Genomic DNA, 18,821 nt, shown 5'->3' with positions numbered 1-18,821 from the left:
CAATCTCCTAATTTAAAAGCATAATGAAACATAAAAAAAGTAAACGGACAGATTAAAACAAATCGAGAATCCTGATGCTGTTTTCCTTTGCAGCAATCCCTTCTATTTCTGTTCCAATACAAGCCGGACAGCCGTCTTTGCAAGGGCATCTTTGAATTAAGTTTTTCGCTGCGGCCTTTACTTGGTCAAAACGCTTATAAACATCTTCTGCAAGCCCGATTCCGCCAGGATAGTGATCATAAAGAAAAATGGTCGGCAATCCTGTATGATTTGCTTTTATTTGAGAAACAACATGGATATCATTTCGGTCACACATAACATGGACTGGAACAACATGCTGAAGCACATTGGAGATTCCTAACAACACTTGCTCTAATGTCTTCTCACCAAGATTTTCATCAATTTCTTTCAACTCAAGCCAAGCGGCACTTGTATGAAGCTCTTCCTCTGGCAGATGAATCGGTCCTGAGCCGATATTTTCAAATGTTGTCAACCGGATTTTCTTAAAGATAGAAGGAAGGATATTAATGGAAACATCACCATAATGGATAGCTGTCTTCTTTCTCGTTTCGGTTTTATCAATTTCCAACACCTTTAGCTGAACGGCTAAATTAGCATCTGTATAGTATTCGACGTCCACTTCGCGGACATATGCCTTTTTATGCTCCCAATCGAGCTTTTCAACTTGAAATTGAACACCTTCATGAAGATATATTGCCTCATCGTGTAATAAGGTCATGGCACTAAACCGATCCATTTCGCCAATAATCTTATGACTGGCAGTCTCAGACTGATCAATTATGACGACATTCTCTTGAGAAGCAGAACGCAAACTGATATTTCCCGCTGGAAATGACTGATTTGCCCAGTAAAAAGCATCACCATTTTGATGTATTACTCGTTCTTCTACTAAATATTCCAAAATATCTTTCACATCAAGCGGCCCGAATTCTTCATTGTCTTTGAAGGGCAACTCATAAGCTGCACATTTTAAATGGTCCACTAAAATGATTAGATTCTCTGGATTGATTCGTGCTGACTCTGGTGATCTGTCAAAAAAGTATTCTGGATTTTGAACAATATACTGATCAATCGGCGTTGAGCTGGCAACCATTAATATTAAGGCCTCGCCATGTCTTCTGCCAGCACGTCCTGCCTGCTGCCATGTGCTGGCAACACTGCCTGGGTATCCGGTCATGATGCAAACCTGCAGCTGTCCGATATCAACGCCCAGCTCGAGAGCATTCGTACTTACTACCCCTAAAATCTCACCGTTTCTTAAACCTCTCTCAATTTCACGGCGCTGTTTCGGAAGATAGCCTCCCCGATACCCTCTAATGGACCTTGATCCGATTTTGTCTTTAACAAGCTCCTGAATATGACTCAATATAATTTCGACCCTAACCCTGCTGCGTGCGAACACGATTGTTTGAATTTTATTCTTTAAAAACTTTCTTGCCAGCTGATTGACTTCGACTGTGGCGCTTTTGCGAATATTCAACGGTTTATTTACAATCGGCGGATTGTAAAAAACAAAGTGCTTTCTTCCGCGCGGTGCTCCGTTATTGTCAATTAGACGCATAGGATTGCCTGTTAACTGCTCAGCGAGTTCCTTTGGATTTGCTATCGTTGCAGATGTGCAAATAAAAATAGGATCACTGCCGTAAAATTTACAAATTCGTTTAAGCCGGCGAATAACATTGGCAACATGACTGCCAAACACGCCTCTATATGTATGAAGTTCATCTATAACCACATACTTAAGGTTTTCAAATAAGCTGACCCACTTTGTATGATGAGGCAAGATTGCAGAGTGAAGCATATCAGGATTTGTTATTACAATATGGCCGGCTTTCCTGACAGCCTGACGTATGCTTGGTGATGTATCGCCATCATACGTATAGCTTTTAATATCAATGCCCATCTCCTCAATTATCTCATTTAATTCGCTCTTTTGGTCCTGTGCTAACGCCTTAGTCGGAAAGATGTAAAGAGCACGGTTTGCGTCATTTTCAGCAATTGATTGGAGAACAGGAAGATTGTAGCATAATGTTTTCCCTGAGGCTGTCGGTGTTACAGCCACAATATTCTCTCCTTTTTTTAAGGTTACATATGCTGAGTATTGGTGGCTGTAGAGCTCGCCAATCCCTCTTTTTTGCAGGGCAAGTTTAATTCTATGATCAACACTGTCAGGCATTGGCCGCACGGAAGCTTCCTTGGGCTCAATCTCCTGCCAGTTAATAATGTTTTCATTCTTCTTTAGTTCCTCTATTAATTCAGAAAGGGATTTTTTCCTTATCATGAGTCTTCATTCACCTCTTGTACATAATATACCGAATAAACGTTTGGTTTTCCAGCATATAAATGCAAAGAAAAAGGGCCTGACGTAAGTTAGGCCCTGCTTCTTGTTACGGTCTTATGAATGATAATCCTTAACATAGTATGACGTTTATGCATTTATACAATTTTTCTTTCAAGCGAATCTTTTTCAATCTATCCAGAAATTACCTGCAGAGTAAATTAGCTTGTACTGCTATCAATAAAATCGGTCAAGAGTGAATGCAGTTCTTCTGGATTTTCCAACATGCCCATATGGCCTGCATCTAGTACTTTTACTGTTACATGTGGTGCAGAGGAACGAACAGCACGGTCAGCTGGAACCACCTTATCAAATTTCCCTTGTACGAGTAAAAACCTGAAAGACTGCTGGTCAATGACAGCATTGCGATCTGGACGTTTTCTCATTGCTGCTAATGTTTCCATTGCTGCAAGAGGATCTGTTTTATAGCCGATTTCTTTCACTTCCAAAACTTCCTCTTCGTTTACGAGTTTATAATCTGCTGCAAACAGGTTCGGAATAAGACCGTCGATAAACGCATGTATTCCTAAGTCCTGAATCTTTTCAATCGCTTTAAGCCTGCCTGCTTTGCCCTCATCTGTATCCGGATAAGCAGTGGAATGAATCAGGCCATAGCTTTTAAGTCTATTGGGATAATTTTCAGCAAAAGCCAATGTAACATATCCGCCGAGGGAGTGGCCGAATAAATGGACAGTGTCAATTTCAAGGGTATCTAGAAGCACTTTAACATCACGGGCTATGTCCTCCATTTCGAATGCTTCGCCGTCAAAGCTTGATTTGCCATGACCGCGTAAATCCATGGCGATTACATGATATTTACTTGAAAGTGGCGCCATCATTTTTTTCCAATATTCTGTACTTCCGCAAAAGCCGTGAAGCAGGACAACTGTTTGTTGATTGCCTCTGCCTTGCTCCACAAAGTTAAGCTCACGGTTATCTATCGTTATTGTTCCCATAACTGTTAACTCCTTTTTTAAACGTCTTACGTATATTTTAAGCTATTTTTCCGGTATTTAAAAACATGTATTTTAAGATTTGCCAACCTTTCGTCTAGATAGTTAAGCACCCACAAATGTTTGATGCATAAACTATTCACAAAAACCTATATAAAGGAGGATGTGCTAGCATGTCATCACAATTCCCTTTTGAACCGAGAAAAAACAATCCTGAAAAGCAAGAGCCGTTTCAGTTAATAAAAAAATCCATGAATCAATTTTTCCAAGAAAGACCTGTTAAGAATTTCCTGCAGTCAATGGATGAATTCTTTAGCAATCCCTTTCCCAATATGTCCTTCCCAGTTTCTGTCAACGAAACAGCAGATGAACATATAATAAAAGCGGAGCTTGCAGGTATTAATAAAGAGCAAATTCATCTTGATGTATTTGATTATCGTTTAACAATCAGTGTCACCCATTTAGAATTAGTGCAAGAGGAGAATGAAAACCAGCAACTCGTTCATAAAAGCCAAACTTACAAAAAAAGCTCCCGAACAATCGCTCTTCCCTATATTATTGATGAAAAGAAAGTGAAAGCTTCCTATCAGAACGGTCTTTTAACAATACGAGTCAAAAAACAAAAAGGTAAAAAAATAAATATCCTTTCATAATAGATAACTGTTTTAGAGTAAAAATTTGAATTAGACGCATACTAAAGAATGTTCCATAAAGGATCATTCCTTTTTGGGCATTCCTTTTTCTTTAAATCCTGCTAAGAGGTGATTTGATGAGTTACAAAGATAATTTGGATCCTCATTCTGAGCTATTTCATCATAATTGGACTAGACCTAAACGTTCCAAGTCGCAAGTAAACGGGCATACGGAAATGTCTAGGAATAATCTTATCCTACGTCGAAATGCAAAAGCTAATCGCTGGTAAGGTGAAAAGAAAAAGCAAAAACTTGCTGCATATCTGCAGCAAGTTTTTTTTCACAGATGACTATACTTTAAATATTCCTCCAACACCTTTGACAACTCCTGTTACTTGGTTCATGGCGTTCATCATCATTCCAGCTGTATCTAGCATCTTATTGAAGTCTAAGGACCCGTCCTGTGATTTAAATGAGTTCATAAAGCCTTTGAAATTGCCTTGTTTTTTCTGGTTAAACGATTGTTTCGGATATGGATTCATATACTGCTGGTGCATGCTTTGCTGCATCATCGGCTGATACATTTCTTCTTGCTGGTGAAGCGGGTTTTGAAACACATTTTGGGTATTTGGCTTATAAGCATTTTGCGGATGAAAATAGCTTTGCTCATAACCGCCAAAAGCTTGATGCTGCTGGTTCACATCATTACCGTAATACCCTGGATAATGCTGATTCATCATTGGGTTCCATCCTTGATTCATATATGGATTAAATGTACGGTCAAACGTTTGGACGTTTTGGGGGTGAGAAGCATAGCCGTTCATATAAGCACGCCCACTGTTTGTTAAATGTCCATGCATATTTATGTTTTGATGCATATATATCCCCTCCTATTCATGCAGCCCTCTTTTATCTTATGTATAAAATGCCTAGATGGTGCCTAACTGCTAAAAGGGAAAAGGAAGCAAAAAAAAAATAATGCTCCTTATTTTGAGGCTGGTTTTATACAGCTTCATAAACGGCAGAAACATTATGGTTATCTTTTTTTACAGTCTGTCTAAAACAGTCTGTAAAATAAATTGCACTGATTTTGCTGAATCTAAAAATCTTTTTTTACTCGTCTCCTTGAAAAAGGCTTGTATCGAGATAACCTCCAGATGATCAGAAGCTGTGCTTATTTGGCTTGGATGCAGATAAAGGGGTTTTTCTGTTTTCACCCACTCTTCAGCAAGATCCTTCCACTCGGCATTCCATTCTGCCACTTTATTGGCATATGGTCTGACAACCTCGTAAAAATCTTCGCTTTCTCCTGTCGATTTTACTTTTTGAAAGATGTCCACCAAGTAATTAGCACTTTCTTGTAATTCTTCTGTAAGCTCTTTTAAACGCTGAAAATTTGTCATAGCTGCACTCCAATATAACGTAAAACATGTTTTTCTTTATTTTAGTGAATTTATGATCCTAGTTCAAGTTTTAATGAAAGGCTGCTCATATACGGTTGGTGTTGATTATAATCTGATTCGTTTTGGGAAGTTAAGCATCTGTCTTCAAAGGAGGCCAACGCTCCTTCCAAGTGGTCGAGCGTTTGTTCATGCAGCATGATGTCGTTAGTCAAGGCAGTATTCCTATCCTGTAATAACTGGTCGAGTTCTACTAAGTCTTCCTGTATTCCTTCCAGTAAATTCATCAATTCCTCTTTATTATAAACAGACATCTAATCCCCTCCATGCTTATTGTGTATACTGATTTCTCTGTTTCCCTGTTAAGTCCTGCATGCCTGACAAAACTAGAAGGGATTCGTCAAAGAAAGCGGGAATTCTCCAATCGACCTTCTTCATTTCGACAGCAAAGCTTCTCTAGTTTAAAAAATGCCAGCAAGAAAAGTTTCTAGCTTTATCATCCTGTGAAGCTTTTCCTGTTTTCTTTTGTACCACTCTGTCATAGGCGCTAGTTCCACTTGGACACTGTCTTTTTTCCATTTGGCCTTCACTCTTGTATGGATACTCCAATCATTGCCGCTCGTTTCCTTTTGTATAAAAACAGGATAGCTCGTCCTAAGCATGGGCGTGTTTTTGCGGTGCCGAGGGTAAACATATTTTTCATAATCAGCCCGTGAACCTGTATGTGGTATATTTAGTGCAAATTGCAGAAAAGACTCATTTAGCCTTGTATTAAACAAAATGGCATATAATTCTTTGCCAAGCTGAATGCGGCGATCCAATGAGCTGAATGATGAGACACTCCTTCCATATATGTCTCCATTAAGTGTTGGGAAAAACACGGAACTTAAATGCCAGAAATCTTGAAACCTATAGGCGAATGTATGAAAAACCTCTTTTTGGAACAGCTTATTTTTAATGATTGGTTTTTCAATGACATTCTGTTCATTGATGATCAGGCTGAAGACAAGCCTTTTTTTATTCCGATACTGCCAATAATGCTGCCATTCCTTTTCCATAAAAGTGGAAACAGAAAAATATTTAAGTAAATGAAACATTGGCGCTCTTCTTTTCGTCGAATACTCATAGAGAAGCAGCTGTGGGTATGCATCTTGAAAAATCATCCAGTTTGCCCGTTCATACGTAGCAAATAAATTGAGGCGAGTTTTCTCGTTTAAAGACAAGGGAAACCAGCTTCCAGCCAAGTCGCACATATTCCAGCCCGCATTCCTTGACACGAGGCTTGCAAGGAGTGACCATTGGATTTCTTTATTCATGGTATAATATTCGAGATAACTGTCTGTTCTCGTAATATTATCTAAGTTATTTTTTTCTGTTAAACAGCGTATGTCTTTTATTAGCTCCTTCTCTTCAGTTGATAAGAAATGCTCATTTATACCTACCACAAAAGACACCTCTTTTTCAGAAATTATGTTATATTGTTTGTTGTTATCATGAAGTTATTCTTTCTTAGGGTTAAAAGCTGCGAGGTGAAAATGTGAAACTTCATTATCCAAACGGAAAAAAGTATATACCTAAATTAAAAACGAACAGCTCCGCCAGCAAAAAGCACAGCTACAGCAACCGGGGCATGACACTTGAAGAAGATATCAACATAACAAACCAATACTACTTAGAACTGGGCAAAGCAGTCATCCACAAAAAGCCAACTCCATTACAAATCGTAAAGGTTGACTACCCGAAAAGAAGCGCGGCAGTCATAAAAGAGGCTTACTTTAAACAGGCATCTACAACAGACTATAATGGGGTATATAAAGGCAAATACATTGATTTTGAGGCTAAGGAAACAAAGCACGGGACCTCTTTTCCCCTGAATAACTTCCATGACCACCAAATCAAACATATGCGGTCTGTTTGTGACCAAAATGGAATCTGTTTTGTAATTATTCGATTTTCTTCATCAGATGAGATATTCTATTTAGAGGCAGAAAAGCTCTTCATTTATTGGGATAGAATGCTAGATGGAGGAAGAAAGTCCATAACGAAGGAAGAGCTAATAAACACTGCCCATCCGATAGCACTTGGCTTTCAGGCTAGGATTGACTATATTAGAGTAATAGATTATCTTTATAGCTTCGATTAAGCGATATCTTTGTTGTTTGTTTTTGGAAAAGAAAGGTAGGAACTAGTATGACAGATAAATACCAAACGAGAGAGGAGCGGCGCAGGCAGCTCCAATCGGCGAATACTAAAAAAACGAAGGAGAAAAAGCCTAAAGATAAAAAGCAAAAGAACAAAAAAGGCGCCAAGCAGATCTTTAAACGGATTTTCCTTGTGCTGATCAGCCTTGGTATAGTCGGCATTATTGCAGGCGGCATCACATTTGCTGTCATGGTGAAGGATGCTCCGGAGCTTGATGAAAGCGTCTTAAAGGACTCCATCTCTTCAACTATCTATGACAAGGATGATAACCCTATTGAGAAGATTGGGGCTGTTAACAGAGATTATGTCCAATATGAAGATATCCCAGACCTTGTGAAAAATGCGGTTATCGCAACAGAAGACTCCCGATTCTTTGAGCATCATGGAATTGATCCAATCCGTTTAGGCGGTGCGGTTATCGCGAACTTCACCAACGGTTTTGGTTCAGAAGGTGCAAGTACAATCACACAGCAGGTTGTAAAGAACTTCTTCTTCAACCAGCCGCAAAAAACGCTGTCGCGTAAAGCGCAGGAAGCATGGCTTGCCATTCAGCTTGAACGCAAGTATACAAAGCAGGAAATCTTCGAAATGTATGTAAACAAGATTTTCATGTCTGAGAATATGAGCGGAATTAAAACTGCGGCAAAGGTATATTTTGACAAAGAACTAGATGAGCTGACATTGCCAGAAGCAGCGACGCTTGCCGGAATGCCACAGGCACCGAACGCTTATAATCCGTTCAAAAACCCGGACCGTGCTGAACAGCGCCGCAATATCGTCTTGTCGCTGATGAACCAGCATGGATATATATCAGAAGCGGAAATGAAAGAAGCTCAGGCAACACCGCTTGCAGACTCTCTTGTAGCGGAAGATAACAGAGAAACGTCTGATATGAAATACGATCCATACATTAAGCAAGTCATTGCGGAAATTGAAGAAAAATACCCAGATGTCAATGTATATACAGACGGATTGGAAATTCATACAACTTTAGATACGAAAGCTCAAGATTATGTAGATCAGGTGATGTATGAAGGCAATATCGTTGAATTCCCGGATGAGGAGTTCCAAGCAGGGATTACATTGCTTGATACGAAAACAGGCGGCATTCTCGCACTTGGCGGCGACCGTGATCCTGATGTGAAGCTCGGCTTCAACTATGCAACAGAAAATCCGCGTCAGCCTGGTTCGACTATTAAACCGATCCTAGACTATGGTCCAGCAATAGAATATTTAAAATGGGGCACATATGAAACGATTGAGGATAAACCGACAACGTATAATGATGCTGCCAAAACACCAATCAATAACTTTGATAATAAGTTTCTTGGTTCAATGTCCATCCGTGAGGCGTTGGCAAGATCCAGAAACATCCCTGCATTAGAAGCATTCCGTGCAGCTGGTGCTGATAATGCGAAAGAGTTTGCCAACAACTTGGGTATCCCTCTTAAGAACGCATATGAATCCTATTCAATTGGAGGAATCGGCGGGGAAGATAAAGGGATTACCACACTTCAGCTTGCAGGTGCATACAGTGCATTTGGTAATGAAGGTGTATACAATACCCCTCATGCTGTTCGCTACTTTAAGCTGAATGATGGCACGAAAATCAATATGGAGCCAGAATCTGAAGTGGCCATGCAGGATTACACAGCGTTTATGATTACAGATATGCTGAAAAGTGTTGTTAACTCAGCATATGGCACAGGATCTACTGCTAATATTCCAGGCTTGCCGCTGGCAGGAAAAACTGGTACGACAAACTATTCATCTGATGAGATGCAAAAATATGGAATTCCGGCCGGTGCGTCACCTGATGCCTGGTTCGCAGGATATACAACGAATTACACGATGGCCGTCTGGACTGGATACGCTGAGAGGAAAAATTACTTGCGCTCCAATACTGTCAGCAATGACCAGCGGATTGCCCAGCTGCTATTTAAAAACATCATGCAATATATTTCGCAGGATGTAGAAACAGCTGATTTCAAAATGCCTGACAGCGTGGAAAAAGTCAGCATCGAAAAAGGCACATATCCAGCACGACTTGCGAGCAGCTACACGCCAAGCAGTCAAATCATGACTGAATATGCGGTCAAAGGCAATATCGTCCAGAAAGTATCTGAGAAATACAATAAGCTCGATCCAGCTAAAAATGCTAAAGCTTCCTATGATAAAGACAATGATCAAGTAAATGTGTCTTGGAGCTACGGTGATACAAGTGATGTGAAGTTTGATGTAAGTGTCAGCATTAACGGCGGCGCTTCTGAACAGCTTACAACAACATCTGATACGAGCATTAAGATTGCCAAACCAGATCCTGACAGCACGTATTCATTCACCATTACAGCTAAGAGCGGTGACATGACAAGCGACGCTGTATCAGCATCGGTCAAAATTCCTGCCAAGGTGGAAGAACAGCCTGCAGAGGAAGAAAATGAAACAGTTGACGATGGCCAAACGACCGATGATGAAAATACAGGTGAAGAGGAAACCGACAACAGCAACAATGAAAATGGCAATAACGGTAATGGTAATGGTAACAACAATAATAATGGCAACGGTAATGGTAACAACGGCAATAACTCAGATGAGGAAGCAGATGAAAACGAACCTGACGAAAACGAGCCTGATGAGAATGAGGCGGATGAGTCCACACAGTCAGATGATTCTTCTGCAGACCAATCAGAGCAAAGCGCCACAACGCCATAATAAAAAAATCGTTCTCCTTTTGAAGGGGAACGATTTTTTATTTGCGTTTAATCATTTTTATCGCAAACTGTTTTTCCAGTTCTTTAAACAGCTCATCCAGCTGGCGGTAGGAATGGTAGCCTCCAGGTCTTGATAAAATAAAGGTAAGCCTCTCTTCTGCATTAAAGGGCTTAACCGACAGCTCGTTTGCAATAAGGCCCTTTTGCAGATGAACAGGACTGTCATTCGTCCAGTACAAACATTCAAGGAAAAGACGGACCCCTGTTTTGACTGTACGTACGGTTACGTCCTTATCTTTTTTTTGAATCGCAGCCTCTATCTCTGTCCTTTTTTCTTTCCAAAGATTAAAAATGGCTGTTATACAAGCTTTTTGCTCGTCAGGATGCCATGGGTAAAGAGTGTTCAGCCCGTGGTAATAAGCTGCCTCATGCATAAAAGGCCGATTTACTTGAAAGCTTTCCGTATCATACACCTCTAGCTTCCCTTCTTTCGGATCAAGAGCAATATGCTTAATTTCCGCAGGAATATCCACTATAACGAGACTTGTCATACAAGGACACCGGCCTTTTTCATTCTTTTTTTGCCTTCTCTGCATTCTGTCAGCAGCGGACAAGCCTCACATTGAGGATTTTGGGCTTTACAATGGTATCTGCCAAAGAATATCATGCGATGATGAGTGACTGACCATTCTTCTTCTGGCACCTTTTTCATCAGCGCTTTCTCTACCTCAAGAACAGAGTCCTTCCAGCGGCAAAAACCAAGCCTTTTACTTACCCTTTCCACATGTGTATCAACAGCAATTGCCGGAATATTATAGGCAACAGACACAACAACATTTGCGGTCTTTCTTCCTACCCCAGGAAGATTAATTAATTCATCCCTGTCTTTCGGCACTTCGCCATTATAGTTCTCCAGTAGCATTTGGCACAGCTTTTGGATATTTTTCGCCTTGTTTCGAAATAGGCCAATAGACCGAATATCATTTTGAAGCTCTTCTAACGGAACACTCAAATAATCTTCTGGCGTTTTATATTTCTGAAACAAGTTTTTCGTAACCTTATTAACTAGTGCATCCGTACATTGTGCAGATAAAGCAACTGCAATGACTAATTCAAACGGATTTGCATGGACAAGCTCGCAATGTGCTTCTGGGAACATTTCGCCCATCACATCAAGACAATGTCTAATCTGACCTTTTTTCAACATGTTCTTCAGCCCTTTTTGCTAGTTTTCGCCAAAGAGATGCTCTTTGGCTCACATGATTTTTCCATATAATAGTTTGATAGTTCACACAAGAAAAGACTGTCATTCTTATTTTCCTTTAAGAAAAGAGAATTTTAACAGTCTCTAAAATGTTACTGTTCCAGCCAATTGTAAAAGGGAACAGACTTTGTTGGTGCTTCTTCCTGCTCCTTGTTGCTGTTTTGAAAAGAACGGAACTTCTTTCCGTGGCTTTTGGCCTGCTGTATTGTCTTAATACCGTTTTTCTTCCACTCAAATAATATTCGGTCAATATAGCGGAAGTTCAGTTTCCCAGAAATAACAGCCTCTTTTAAGGCAGCTTTAATGATGACTGTATCATGGTGATCATCGTCAATCCACATACCTAAAGTCTCAATTTCAAACGGCGAAAGCGGTCTGCCGAACTCTTGTTCAAAGCATGTGTAAAGATCTGTTTCTTTTTTCTGATCGAGCACTACTTCTTCTTTTTTATCTGCAGCCAAATATTCATCAATCAGCTTTTCCCACAGCGGTTCTACAGAATAACGCTCAAAGCGGATGCCATGATCATTTTCGCCGTCCATAATAGCGATATATCCTCGGCGAATAAGCTGACTTAGCAGTTCATGACATTCCACTGCATCAATAGACATATTTGCTGCAATTTCTGTCGGAGTCGGAAATTCATTTCCTTTATCTAAAAAAGCAAGAACTTGAAGCAAAAGAACTAGTTCCTTTTCATTAAGTTTAAGTGCATGATAATGGGTTAGAAGTGTGGTTGGAATATGGATGTTTCCTTCTTGGAGCCATTTTAGCATAACTGATTTATTCATTGTAACACCTCTAATCTAGTATAGCATACAAAAGGGTACTGCTTGTATCGTGGATATACAGGCAATTGAAGGAAACACAAGTGTCCTTCTAAAAAAACGAAAGGGAGAATGCATGGATCATCTCTAATCGATGCATTCTTCCCTTTTATGTTTATTATTATGGGTACAAACGGTTTAACAATCTTGGGAACGGAATCGTTTCACGGACATGTTCTACACCGCTAATCCATGCTACTGTTCTTTCTAACCCTAAACCAAAACCGGAATGTGGCACAGAACCGTATTTACGAAGCTCTAAATACCATTTATATGTTTCTGCATCCAAGTTATGTTCCTGAACACGTTTTTCAAGCAAGTCCATATCATGAATACGCTCAGAGCCGCCGATAATCTCACCATAGCCTTCAGGTGCAATCAAGTCAGCACATAAAACAACATCGTCCCTGTTAGGGTCTGGCTGCATGTAGAATGGTTTTAGTGATGTTGGGTAATGCGTAATGAAAACAGGCTTATCGTAAGTTTCAGCAATTGCTGTTTCATGAGGTGCCCCAAAGTCATCTCCCCATTGAATATCATCAAAGCCTTTTTCATGCAATAATTTAATTGCATCATCATAGCTGATTCTTGGGAATGGTGCTTTAATTTGTTCAAGCTTGGACACATCTCTTCCCAATGTTTTCAATTCAAGCTGGCAATTTGCCAAAACAGATTGAACGATAAAGGAGACATATTCCTCTTGAACAACTAAGTTGTCTTCGAACTCATAAAAAGCCATTTCCGGCTCGATCATCCAAAACTCAATTAAATGACGGCGTGTTTTAGATTTTTCTGCGCGGAATGTCGGGCCAAATGAGAATACTTTTCCTAATGCCATTGCTGCTGCTTCCATATACAGCTGTCCGCTTTGAGAAAGGTAAGCATCTTCATCGAAATATTTAGTTGCAAATAATTCTGTTGTACCTTCTGGAGCACTGCCTGTCAAAATTGGTGGATCGACTTTCGAGAAGCCATTTTCGTTAAAGAATTGATAGGTCGCACGGATGATTTCATTTCTGATTTTCATAACAGCGTGCTGACGTTTTGAACGAAGCCATAAATGGCGGTTGTCCATTAAGAACTCTGTTCCGTGCTCTTTTGGTGTAATCGGGTAATCTACAGATGTATGGATTACCTCAACGCCAGTAACAAGAAGCTCATAACCGAATGGTGAGCGCTCATCCTTTTGTACCTTTCCAGTAACATAAACAGATGATTCCTGTGTTACAGACTTCGCAGCTTGGAAAACTTCTTCAGCCACATCACTTTTCACCACTACACCTTGCACAAAACCTGTGCCGTCACGCAGCTGTAAAAAGGCGATTTTGCCGCTTGAACGCTTATTAGCAATCCAAGCACCTAGTTTTACTTCTTTATCAACATGTTTCGGTAATTCAGCTATAGTTGATTTAATCACAATATACTCCTCCAAAAACGATAAAATCAAAATGATATGTAATAGCAAACCCAAGGGTTAAATTAAAGCTAAAGCATGAGCATGCTTTAGGAATTTCCGTTAAAAATGCAACATTTCTTTACAAATGCCGAGTCATTTTTACATAGTTTTACTTGCTATCTATCATAACATTATACCCTTCTTGACAATCACAATCAACATAATCGCTGAAAGGATTATTTTGCAGAAAATTCTGTTCGCAGTACAAAAAAGCGGCAAGTCCAGCCTGCCGCTTCATCGTTTTATACCGTTTCTTTTGCTGCTTTGCTTTCAACAAAGCGATGAATTCTATCCACAGCCTTCTCAAGCAATTCCAATGATGTTGCATAAGATAAGCGAATATAGTTATCAGCACCAAACCCTGATCCTGGGATAACTGCTACTAGCGCTTCTTCCAGCAAAGCAGTTGCGAACTTATCTGCATCTGCGTATCCAGTAAGCTCGACCGCTTTCTCAATATTAGGGAATAAGTAGAATGCGCCATTCGGCTTCAGACAAGTAATCCCAGGGATATCATTCAGTTTCTTATGGATGATATCAAGCCTTTCGCTAAATGCAGCTTTCATCTCTTCCAGAGAGTCTTGCGGCCCCTCATATGCTTCAATCGTTGCATATTGGGAAGGAGTTGTTGGATTGGAAGTGCTGTGGCTCGCAAGGTTTGTCATAGCGGAAATAATTGCTTTATTCCCTGCTGCATAGCCGATGCGCCAGCCTGTCATGCTGTGGGATTTTGACACACCATTGATGACAATAGTCGCTTCCTTCAGCTCTGGAGAAAGAGAAGCAATGGAAACATGCTCATTATCTCCGTATACCAATTTTTCATATATTTCATCTGAAATAATCAGAATATTATGCTCTAGACAAATCTCTCCAAGGGCAAGCAATTCTTCTTTCGAATAAATCATGCCTGTCGGATTGCTTGGCGAATTTATAATCACTGCTTTTGTTCTTGGTGTAATAGCTGATTTCAGCTGTTCAGGAGTAATCTTGAACTCGTTCTCCTCCACGCCATTTACAAAAACCGGCACACCATCAGCAAGCTTTACTTGTTCCGGATAGCTTACCCAATAAGGAATAGGAATGATTACTTCATCCCCTTCATCTAGCAGCACTTGAAATAATGTGTATAAGCCGTGTTTTGCTCCGTTCGTAACAATGATTTGATTAGGCTCATAGCTTAGACCTTGGTCTCTTTGCAGCTTGTTGATAATCGCTTTTTTCAAAAGCGGCAGGCCAGCTGCCGGCGTGTATTTTGTGTGACCTTCATTCATGCTTTTCACAGCTGCATCGATGATATTTTGAGGAGTGTTGAAATCAGGTTCGCCTGCTCCCAATCCGATGACATCATGTCCCTCTTCCTTCAAGGATTTCGCTTTTGCCGTAATCGCAAGAGTCGTTGATGGGGTTAAAGCACTTACTCTTTTTGCTAATTGAACATTCATTGTTTTTCTCCTCCAAATACCATTCTTTAAAAAATTCAGATATATTCCTGCGAAGCTCTCTGTTAAGAGAGCCCTTTTTTTAGCTTAATGGCGTAATGCTTGCTAAAATTTTGTACACTTCTAAATATTTTCAATATTTCTATGCAATTCTCCTGTTTCATAATCAAAATAAAAATAATTGATTAAATCATCATCTGTGTGGGCGTACACTTCCCAAACAGGAAGACCTTCAAGCATGCCAAGACGGACTGTATCAATGGATGAAAGCTCCCTCTCCGATGATAGTTTATTAATGACTTGCTGTTTTGTCAGCCCATCTTTTTTATTTTTGACCGTCACCGCATGGCTTTTTTCTTCAATCCACACAACGATATCTTCCTTATCCTTATTTTTTCCTTCTACTACGTAGTAACTGTCATTGCCGTTATAGAGAGAAAAATTATCCATGCTGACAAGGCCTGCTTCTTCTTTTGCTATTTTTTCTGCGGTCTCACGAGCCTTGGATACTGGCTGATGAGCTGTTGTATATGTATAGATGACAATTCCGAGTACAACAACTGCCAGGCCGACAAAAGACCAAATCCACTTTTTCATTTCATCACTTCTTTATTTATGTTTTTTATTTTTCATAGAGGCCGGAGTCTTAGCTCCAGCCTCTAGTATAAAGACTGCTTGGATATTTCGTCTATTATTTTAACACAATACAGTATCCATTAAATCCATTCCTTGATAAAAAATTCAATTTCATCTAACTTCTTTCTGATTACGGGCACTTTGGGAATGGACTCTAAAAAGAGCTCTCCATAAGTGGTTGTTATGATTCTTCTGTCCAGGATTACAATAAACCCTTTATCTGTTTCGGTCCTAATCAGCCTGCCGAATCCTTGCTTAAATCTTAAGACTGCTTCTGGTAAGCTGTTTTCCAAAAACGGATTGCCGCCCATAGACTTAATACGTTCATTCTTGGCTTCATTCAACGGCTCATCTGGAGAGGAGAACGGAAGTCTTACAATAATTAAACAGGTCAGATCCTCTCCCGGAATATCAATTCCTTCCCAGAAGCTGTTCGTGCCAAGCAAAATCGCCTTGTCATAGCGCTGAAAATTCCTCGTCAGCCTCATTCTGCTGCCAGTTGTAATTCCTTGAGCCAATATCGCATAATCTGGCAGGCTTCCTCTTGCTTTAATCATTTCATACGTCTTCTTCAGCATCTCATTGGACGTAAATAAAATCAGCATCCGCCCGCTTGTAGCTTCTGCAATGGAAATGATATGTCCTGTTACTGCCTCGATATATTCATCAAGCGGCACATTATTTATATCTGGAACCTCATCTGGTACAATCAGTCTGACTTGCTTATCATACTCAAACGGAGAAGGAATCTGCTTCTCCAAATGCTTAATACTGGAAAGCCCGAGTCCGTTTGCATAGTATTCAAAATGGTTGTTAACCGTCAATGTCGCAGAAGCAAACACGACACTTTTCTTCCGAGCAAAAAGGGTCTGCTGAAGTATTTCCGCTACAGAATGAGGCTGGGCGTAGAGAATAGCCTGATTCGGAAAGTTTTTCCAGTCGACTTCAAGCCAAGCAATGCTGTCTTCCTCCCGTAAAAAAATATGGCGCAGTGTCAGCATGTATTTATCCCATTCATCCATAATTGCCTTTATTCTGTCTGCAGCCATTACTTGGTCTGCACTAAGGGGAGTTGCATCATGTGTGCTGTATAGAGCGTCCACTAATTGTATAATCGCATCTTTACAATCCTTCAGCAAAAAGATGAACCGCTCTGCAACAATCTCTACTTGCTGCCACTGAATGGAATCATCTCTTTTGATGCGGATGCTCGCTTTAGGGCTGTTCGATTTGCCGCCAGTTTTTTTCGCATAGCGGAAGATAGTTCTAAACAGCTCCTCTAGTTCAAGCGGCAAATCGGAAAGCAGTCTGTTCAGCTTCTTTTTATCTGTGTACTCCAAATTCTTCTCTTTTGAATACAGCTTGTAAAAGAGCTGCTTCTGCTCATATGTTCCTATCGATTGAATGCTCATTTTTGTGCCGAAATAAGAGAATTGATGGCCAAAATGTTTCGTGGCATTCTTTTCAAAGTGATGGCCTTCATCAATGACCGCATATTCATAATTCGGAAGCAGCCCTTTGTCACCAGACAAGTCTTGTAACAACAGCGCATGGTTTGTAATAATAATATCCGCTTTTTGCGCTGCATTTCTTGTCCGCCGATAAAAATCCTTCGGTGCCCATTCTTTAGAAAAAGACAGAGAAAAATTACCGTCATTTTTAATTTTATGCCAGTATTTCATACCGCCGCTTGACAGGTTCAGTTCATCCTTATCTCCTGTTTTCGTTTCTGTAAGCCAGATCAGGATTTGCATTTTTGTTAAAATCACATCGTAATTGTCATCCTGCTCTTTAAGGGAAACCTCAAATTTATCTAAACTGATATAATGATTGCGTCCTTTTAGCACCGTATATCCAACAGCAAATGGAAGAATTTCCGCTAAGAGCGGCAAGTCCTTGCGGGTAAGCTGTTCCTGCAACTGTGTAGTAAAAGTGCTAACAACGATTTGTTTGTTTTCTTTTTTCGCAAAAAATGCAGCTGCTATTAAATAAGCAAGTGATTTACCCACACCTGTTCCAGCCTCAATTAAACCGTGAAGATCTGTTTGAAAACAGTGAAGAACATCTGTGATCATTTCCTGCTGCCCTAATCTTGTAACATAGTTAGGCAGCACTTGCGTCATCCTGTTTTCTACTTCATTCCTGTCAAAATCTATGTATTCTTGCTTGCTCTTTGCTGACTTATCCTTTTCATCTGACCGAAGTGCCAATCCTCTGTACAGCTCCAGCCCTTCTCGAATATAGGGCAGCTTACTCTCCTTTTGAATAGCGATGTTGTCTAGCAGCTGATCAAGATCGCTTTTTAACGCGCCGCTTAAACCCTCTAATTGTCTAATTGTTGCTAGCGGCAAGCCTTGTATCTTATTTAGCATAATTAATAGAAGCTCTGCCGTTACATAGGCGTCACTATCCGCTTGATGCGGACGATTATGTTCAATATTTTCTTGAATGGCCAAATCTGTCAGCTTATAGCTGTCTGCTGTCGGAAACAGGATTCTAGCCATTTCCACTGTATCAATAATCGGACCATAAAATGCTTCAAACCCAGCCTGCTCTAATTCATCCGATAAAAAAGTCAAATCAAACATGACATTATGTGCAACAAAATAGGCATCCTTTAATAAGGACTGCACCTTTTCAGCTATTTCTTCAAATAACGGGGCAGCTTCGACCATTTCGTCATTAATGCCTGTAAGTTCCTCTATAAATGGTGAAATCGGCTGCAGAGGATTCAACAGGGAGGAATACTCCTCTACTATTTTCCCATCCTCGATCACGACTGCCGCGAACTGAATGATCCGATCTCCTTTTTTAGGTGAATTCCCATTTGTCTCCAAATCGACCACCACATATTTATTCCCCATTGCATCCACCTCTAACTTTCAGTCATTCAAACGGTATCATAAAATGGAGAAAAGGAAAAGAATTTACTTCATTAT

The 18,821-nt window shown here is 40.1% G+C and carries 17 protein-coding genes; 4 read left to right on the top strand and 13 right to left on the bottom strand.

Annotated features, from left to right (window positions below):
* Positions 1-52: 52 nt before the first annotated feature.
* Complete coding sequence (locus tag LXM54_RS01910) at positions 53-2,299, bottom strand: DEAD/DEAH box helicase (protein WP_233314723.1); 2,247 nt, start codon at positions 2,297-2,299, stop codon at positions 53-55.
* A 221-nt stretch (positions 2,300-2,520) separates the two neighbouring features.
* Positions 2,521-3,315 carry an alpha/beta fold hydrolase gene (locus tag LXM54_RS01905; RefSeq protein ID WP_233313398.1) on the bottom strand — a complete coding sequence of 265 codons (795 nt, stop codon included), beginning with the start codon at positions 3,313-3,315 and terminating at the stop codon, positions 2,521-2,523.
* Between the two features lie 170 nt (positions 3,316-3,485).
* On the opposite strand from LXM54_RS01905, the gene LXM54_RS01900 reads away from it, so the two are divergent.
* Both LXM54_RS01900 and LXM54_RS01895 read left to right on the top strand, forming a co-directional pair.
* Complete coding sequence (locus tag LXM54_RS01900; RefSeq protein WP_233313397.1) at positions 3,486-3,965, top strand: Hsp20/alpha crystallin family protein; 480 nt, start codon at positions 3,486-3,488, stop codon at positions 3,963-3,965.
* A gap of 116 nt (positions 3,966-4,081) precedes the next feature.
* Positions 4,082-4,234, top strand: a complete 153-nt coding sequence (locus LXM54_RS01895) for a YpzG family protein (protein WP_233313396.1) — start codon at positions 4,082-4,084, stop codon at positions 4,232-4,234.
* A 60-nt stretch (positions 4,235-4,294) separates the two neighbouring features.
* Here LXM54_RS01895 and LXM54_RS01890 read toward each other — a convergent pair whose 3' ends face one another.
* The 4 genes from LXM54_RS01890 to LXM54_RS01875 form a co-directional block, all read right to left on the bottom strand.
* Entirely contained in the window at positions 4,295-4,822 is a 528-nt protein-coding gene (locus LXM54_RS01890) for a YppG family protein (protein ID WP_233313395.1), read from the bottom strand.
* A gap of 168 nt (positions 4,823-4,990) precedes the next feature.
* Complete coding sequence (locus LXM54_RS01885) at positions 4,991-5,347, bottom strand: YppE family protein (RefSeq protein ID WP_233313394.1); 357 nt, start codon at positions 5,345-5,347, stop codon at positions 4,991-4,993.
* Between the two features lie 50 nt (positions 5,348-5,397).
* Positions 5,398-5,658, bottom strand: a complete 261-nt coding sequence (locus tag LXM54_RS01880) for a hypothetical protein (RefSeq protein ID WP_233313393.1) — start codon at positions 5,656-5,658, stop codon at positions 5,398-5,400.
* 147 nt (positions 5,659-5,805) lie between these two features.
* Positions 5,806-6,789, bottom strand: coding sequence for a DUF2515 family protein (locus tag LXM54_RS01875; protein WP_233313392.1), 984 nt, complete (start codon positions 6,787-6,789; stop codon positions 5,806-5,808).
* Between the two features lie 92 nt (positions 6,790-6,881).
* Between LXM54_RS01875 and recU the strand changes: the two genes are divergently transcribed.
* Both recU and LXM54_RS01865 read left to right on the top strand, forming a co-directional pair.
* Positions 6,882-7,487, top strand: coding sequence for a Holliday junction resolvase RecU (gene recU, locus LXM54_RS01870; protein ID WP_233313391.1), 606 nt, complete (start codon positions 6,882-6,884; stop codon positions 7,485-7,487).
* A gap of 47 nt (positions 7,488-7,534) precedes the next feature.
* Positions 7,535-10,258, top strand: a complete 2,724-nt coding sequence (locus tag LXM54_RS01865) for a PBP1A family penicillin-binding protein (RefSeq protein WP_233313390.1) — start codon at positions 7,535-7,537, stop codon at positions 10,256-10,258.
* Between the two features lie 37 nt (positions 10,259-10,295).
* On the opposite strand, the gene LXM54_RS01860 is transcribed toward LXM54_RS01865, so the two are convergent.
* From LXM54_RS01860 to dinG, 7 genes are all read right to left on the bottom strand, one after another.
* Positions 10,296-10,808: a YpoC family protein gene (locus LXM54_RS01860; protein ID WP_233313389.1), complete on the bottom strand. Its 513-nt coding sequence runs from the start codon at positions 10,806-10,808 to the stop codon at positions 10,296-10,298.
* The gene (gene nth, locus LXM54_RS01855) at positions 10,805-11,464 is read right to left on the bottom strand and encodes an endonuclease III (protein WP_233313388.1); all 660 of its coding nucleotides are present in this window, start codon (positions 11,462-11,464) and stop codon (positions 10,805-10,807) included. Before nth ends, LXM54_RS01860 begins: the two co-directional genes overlap by 4 nt.
* 149 nt (positions 11,465-11,613) lie before the next feature.
* Positions 11,614-12,312, bottom strand: coding sequence for a DnaD domain-containing protein (locus LXM54_RS01850; protein WP_233313387.1), 699 nt, complete (start codon positions 12,310-12,312; stop codon positions 11,614-11,616).
* Positions 12,313-12,469: 157 nt separating this feature from the next.
* Positions 12,470-13,762, bottom strand: coding sequence for an asparagine--tRNA ligase (gene asnS / locus LXM54_RS01845; RefSeq protein WP_233314722.1), 1,293 nt, complete (start codon positions 13,760-13,762; stop codon positions 12,470-12,472).
* 284 nt (positions 13,763-14,046) lie between these two features.
* Positions 14,047-15,249 carry a pyridoxal phosphate-dependent aminotransferase gene (locus LXM54_RS01840; RefSeq protein ID WP_233313386.1) on the bottom strand — a complete coding sequence of 401 codons (1,203 nt, stop codon included), beginning with the start codon at positions 15,247-15,249 and terminating at the stop codon, positions 14,047-14,049.
* Positions 15,250-15,369: 120 nt separating this feature from the next.
* A complete protein-coding gene (locus LXM54_RS01835; protein WP_233313385.1) occupies positions 15,370-15,843 on the bottom strand; it encodes a cell wall elongation regulator TseB-like domain-containing protein in 474 nt (157 codons plus the stop codon).
* Positions 15,844-15,962: 119 nt separating this feature from the next.
* Positions 15,963-18,746 (bottom strand): ATP-dependent DNA helicase DinG, encoded by a 2,784-nt coding sequence (dinG, locus tag LXM54_RS01830; protein WP_233313384.1) that lies wholly within the window; start codon positions 18,744-18,746, stop codon positions 15,963-15,965.
* Between the last annotated feature and the right edge of the window lie 75 nt (positions 18,747-18,821).

The sequence above is a fragment of the Bacillus sp. Au-Bac7 genome, from assembly GCF_021341655.1.
GTDB lineage: Bacteria > Bacillota > Bacilli > Bacillales > Cytobacillaceae > Niallia.
This window is presented reverse-complemented; position numbering and strand designations above follow the sequence as displayed.

Coding starts and splice junctions, on each gene's coding strand:
- LXM54_RS01895 (WP_233313396.1), top strand. CDS start 4,082: ATGAGTTACAAAGATAATTTGGATCCTCATTCTGAGCTATTTCATCAT.
- LXM54_RS01900 (WP_233313397.1), top strand. CDS start 3,486: ATGTCATCACAATTCCCTTTTGAACCGAGAAAAAACAATCCTGAAAAG.
- LXM54_RS01835 (WP_233313385.1), bottom strand. CDS start 15,843: ATGAAAAAGTGGATTTGGTCTTTTGTCGGCCTGGCAGTTGTTGTACTC.
- nth (WP_233313388.1), bottom strand. CDS start 11,464: ATGTTGAAAAAAGGTCAGATTAGACATTGTCTTGATGTGATGGGCGAA.
- LXM54_RS01840 (WP_233313386.1), bottom strand. CDS start 15,249: ATGAATGTTCAATTAGCAAAAAGAGTAAGTGCTTTAACCCCATCAACG.
- dinG (WP_233313384.1), bottom strand. CDS start 18,746: ATGGGGAATAAATATGTGGTGGTCGATTTGGAGACAAATGGGAATTCA.
- LXM54_RS01890 (WP_233313395.1), bottom strand. CDS start 4,822: ATGCATCAAAACATAAATATGCATGGACATTTAACAAACAGTGGGCGT.
- LXM54_RS01850 (WP_233313387.1), bottom strand. CDS start 12,312: ATGAATAAATCAGTTATGCTAAAATGGCTCCAAGAAGGAAACATCCAT.
- LXM54_RS01880 (WP_233313393.1), bottom strand. CDS start 5,658: ATGTCTGTTTATAATAAAGAGGAATTGATGAATTTACTGGAAGGAATA.
- LXM54_RS01885 (WP_233313394.1), bottom strand. CDS start 5,347: ATGACAAATTTTCAGCGTTTAAAAGAGCTTACAGAAGAATTACAAGAA.
- LXM54_RS01865 (WP_233313390.1), top strand. CDS start 7,535: ATGACAGATAAATACCAAACGAGAGAGGAGCGGCGCAGGCAGCTCCAA.
- LXM54_RS01860 (WP_233313389.1), bottom strand. CDS start 10,808: ATGACAAGTCTCGTTATAGTGGATATTCCTGCGGAAATTAAGCATATT.
- LXM54_RS01905 (WP_233313398.1), bottom strand. CDS start 3,315: ATGGGAACAATAACGATAGATAACCGTGAGCTTAACTTTGTGGAGCAA.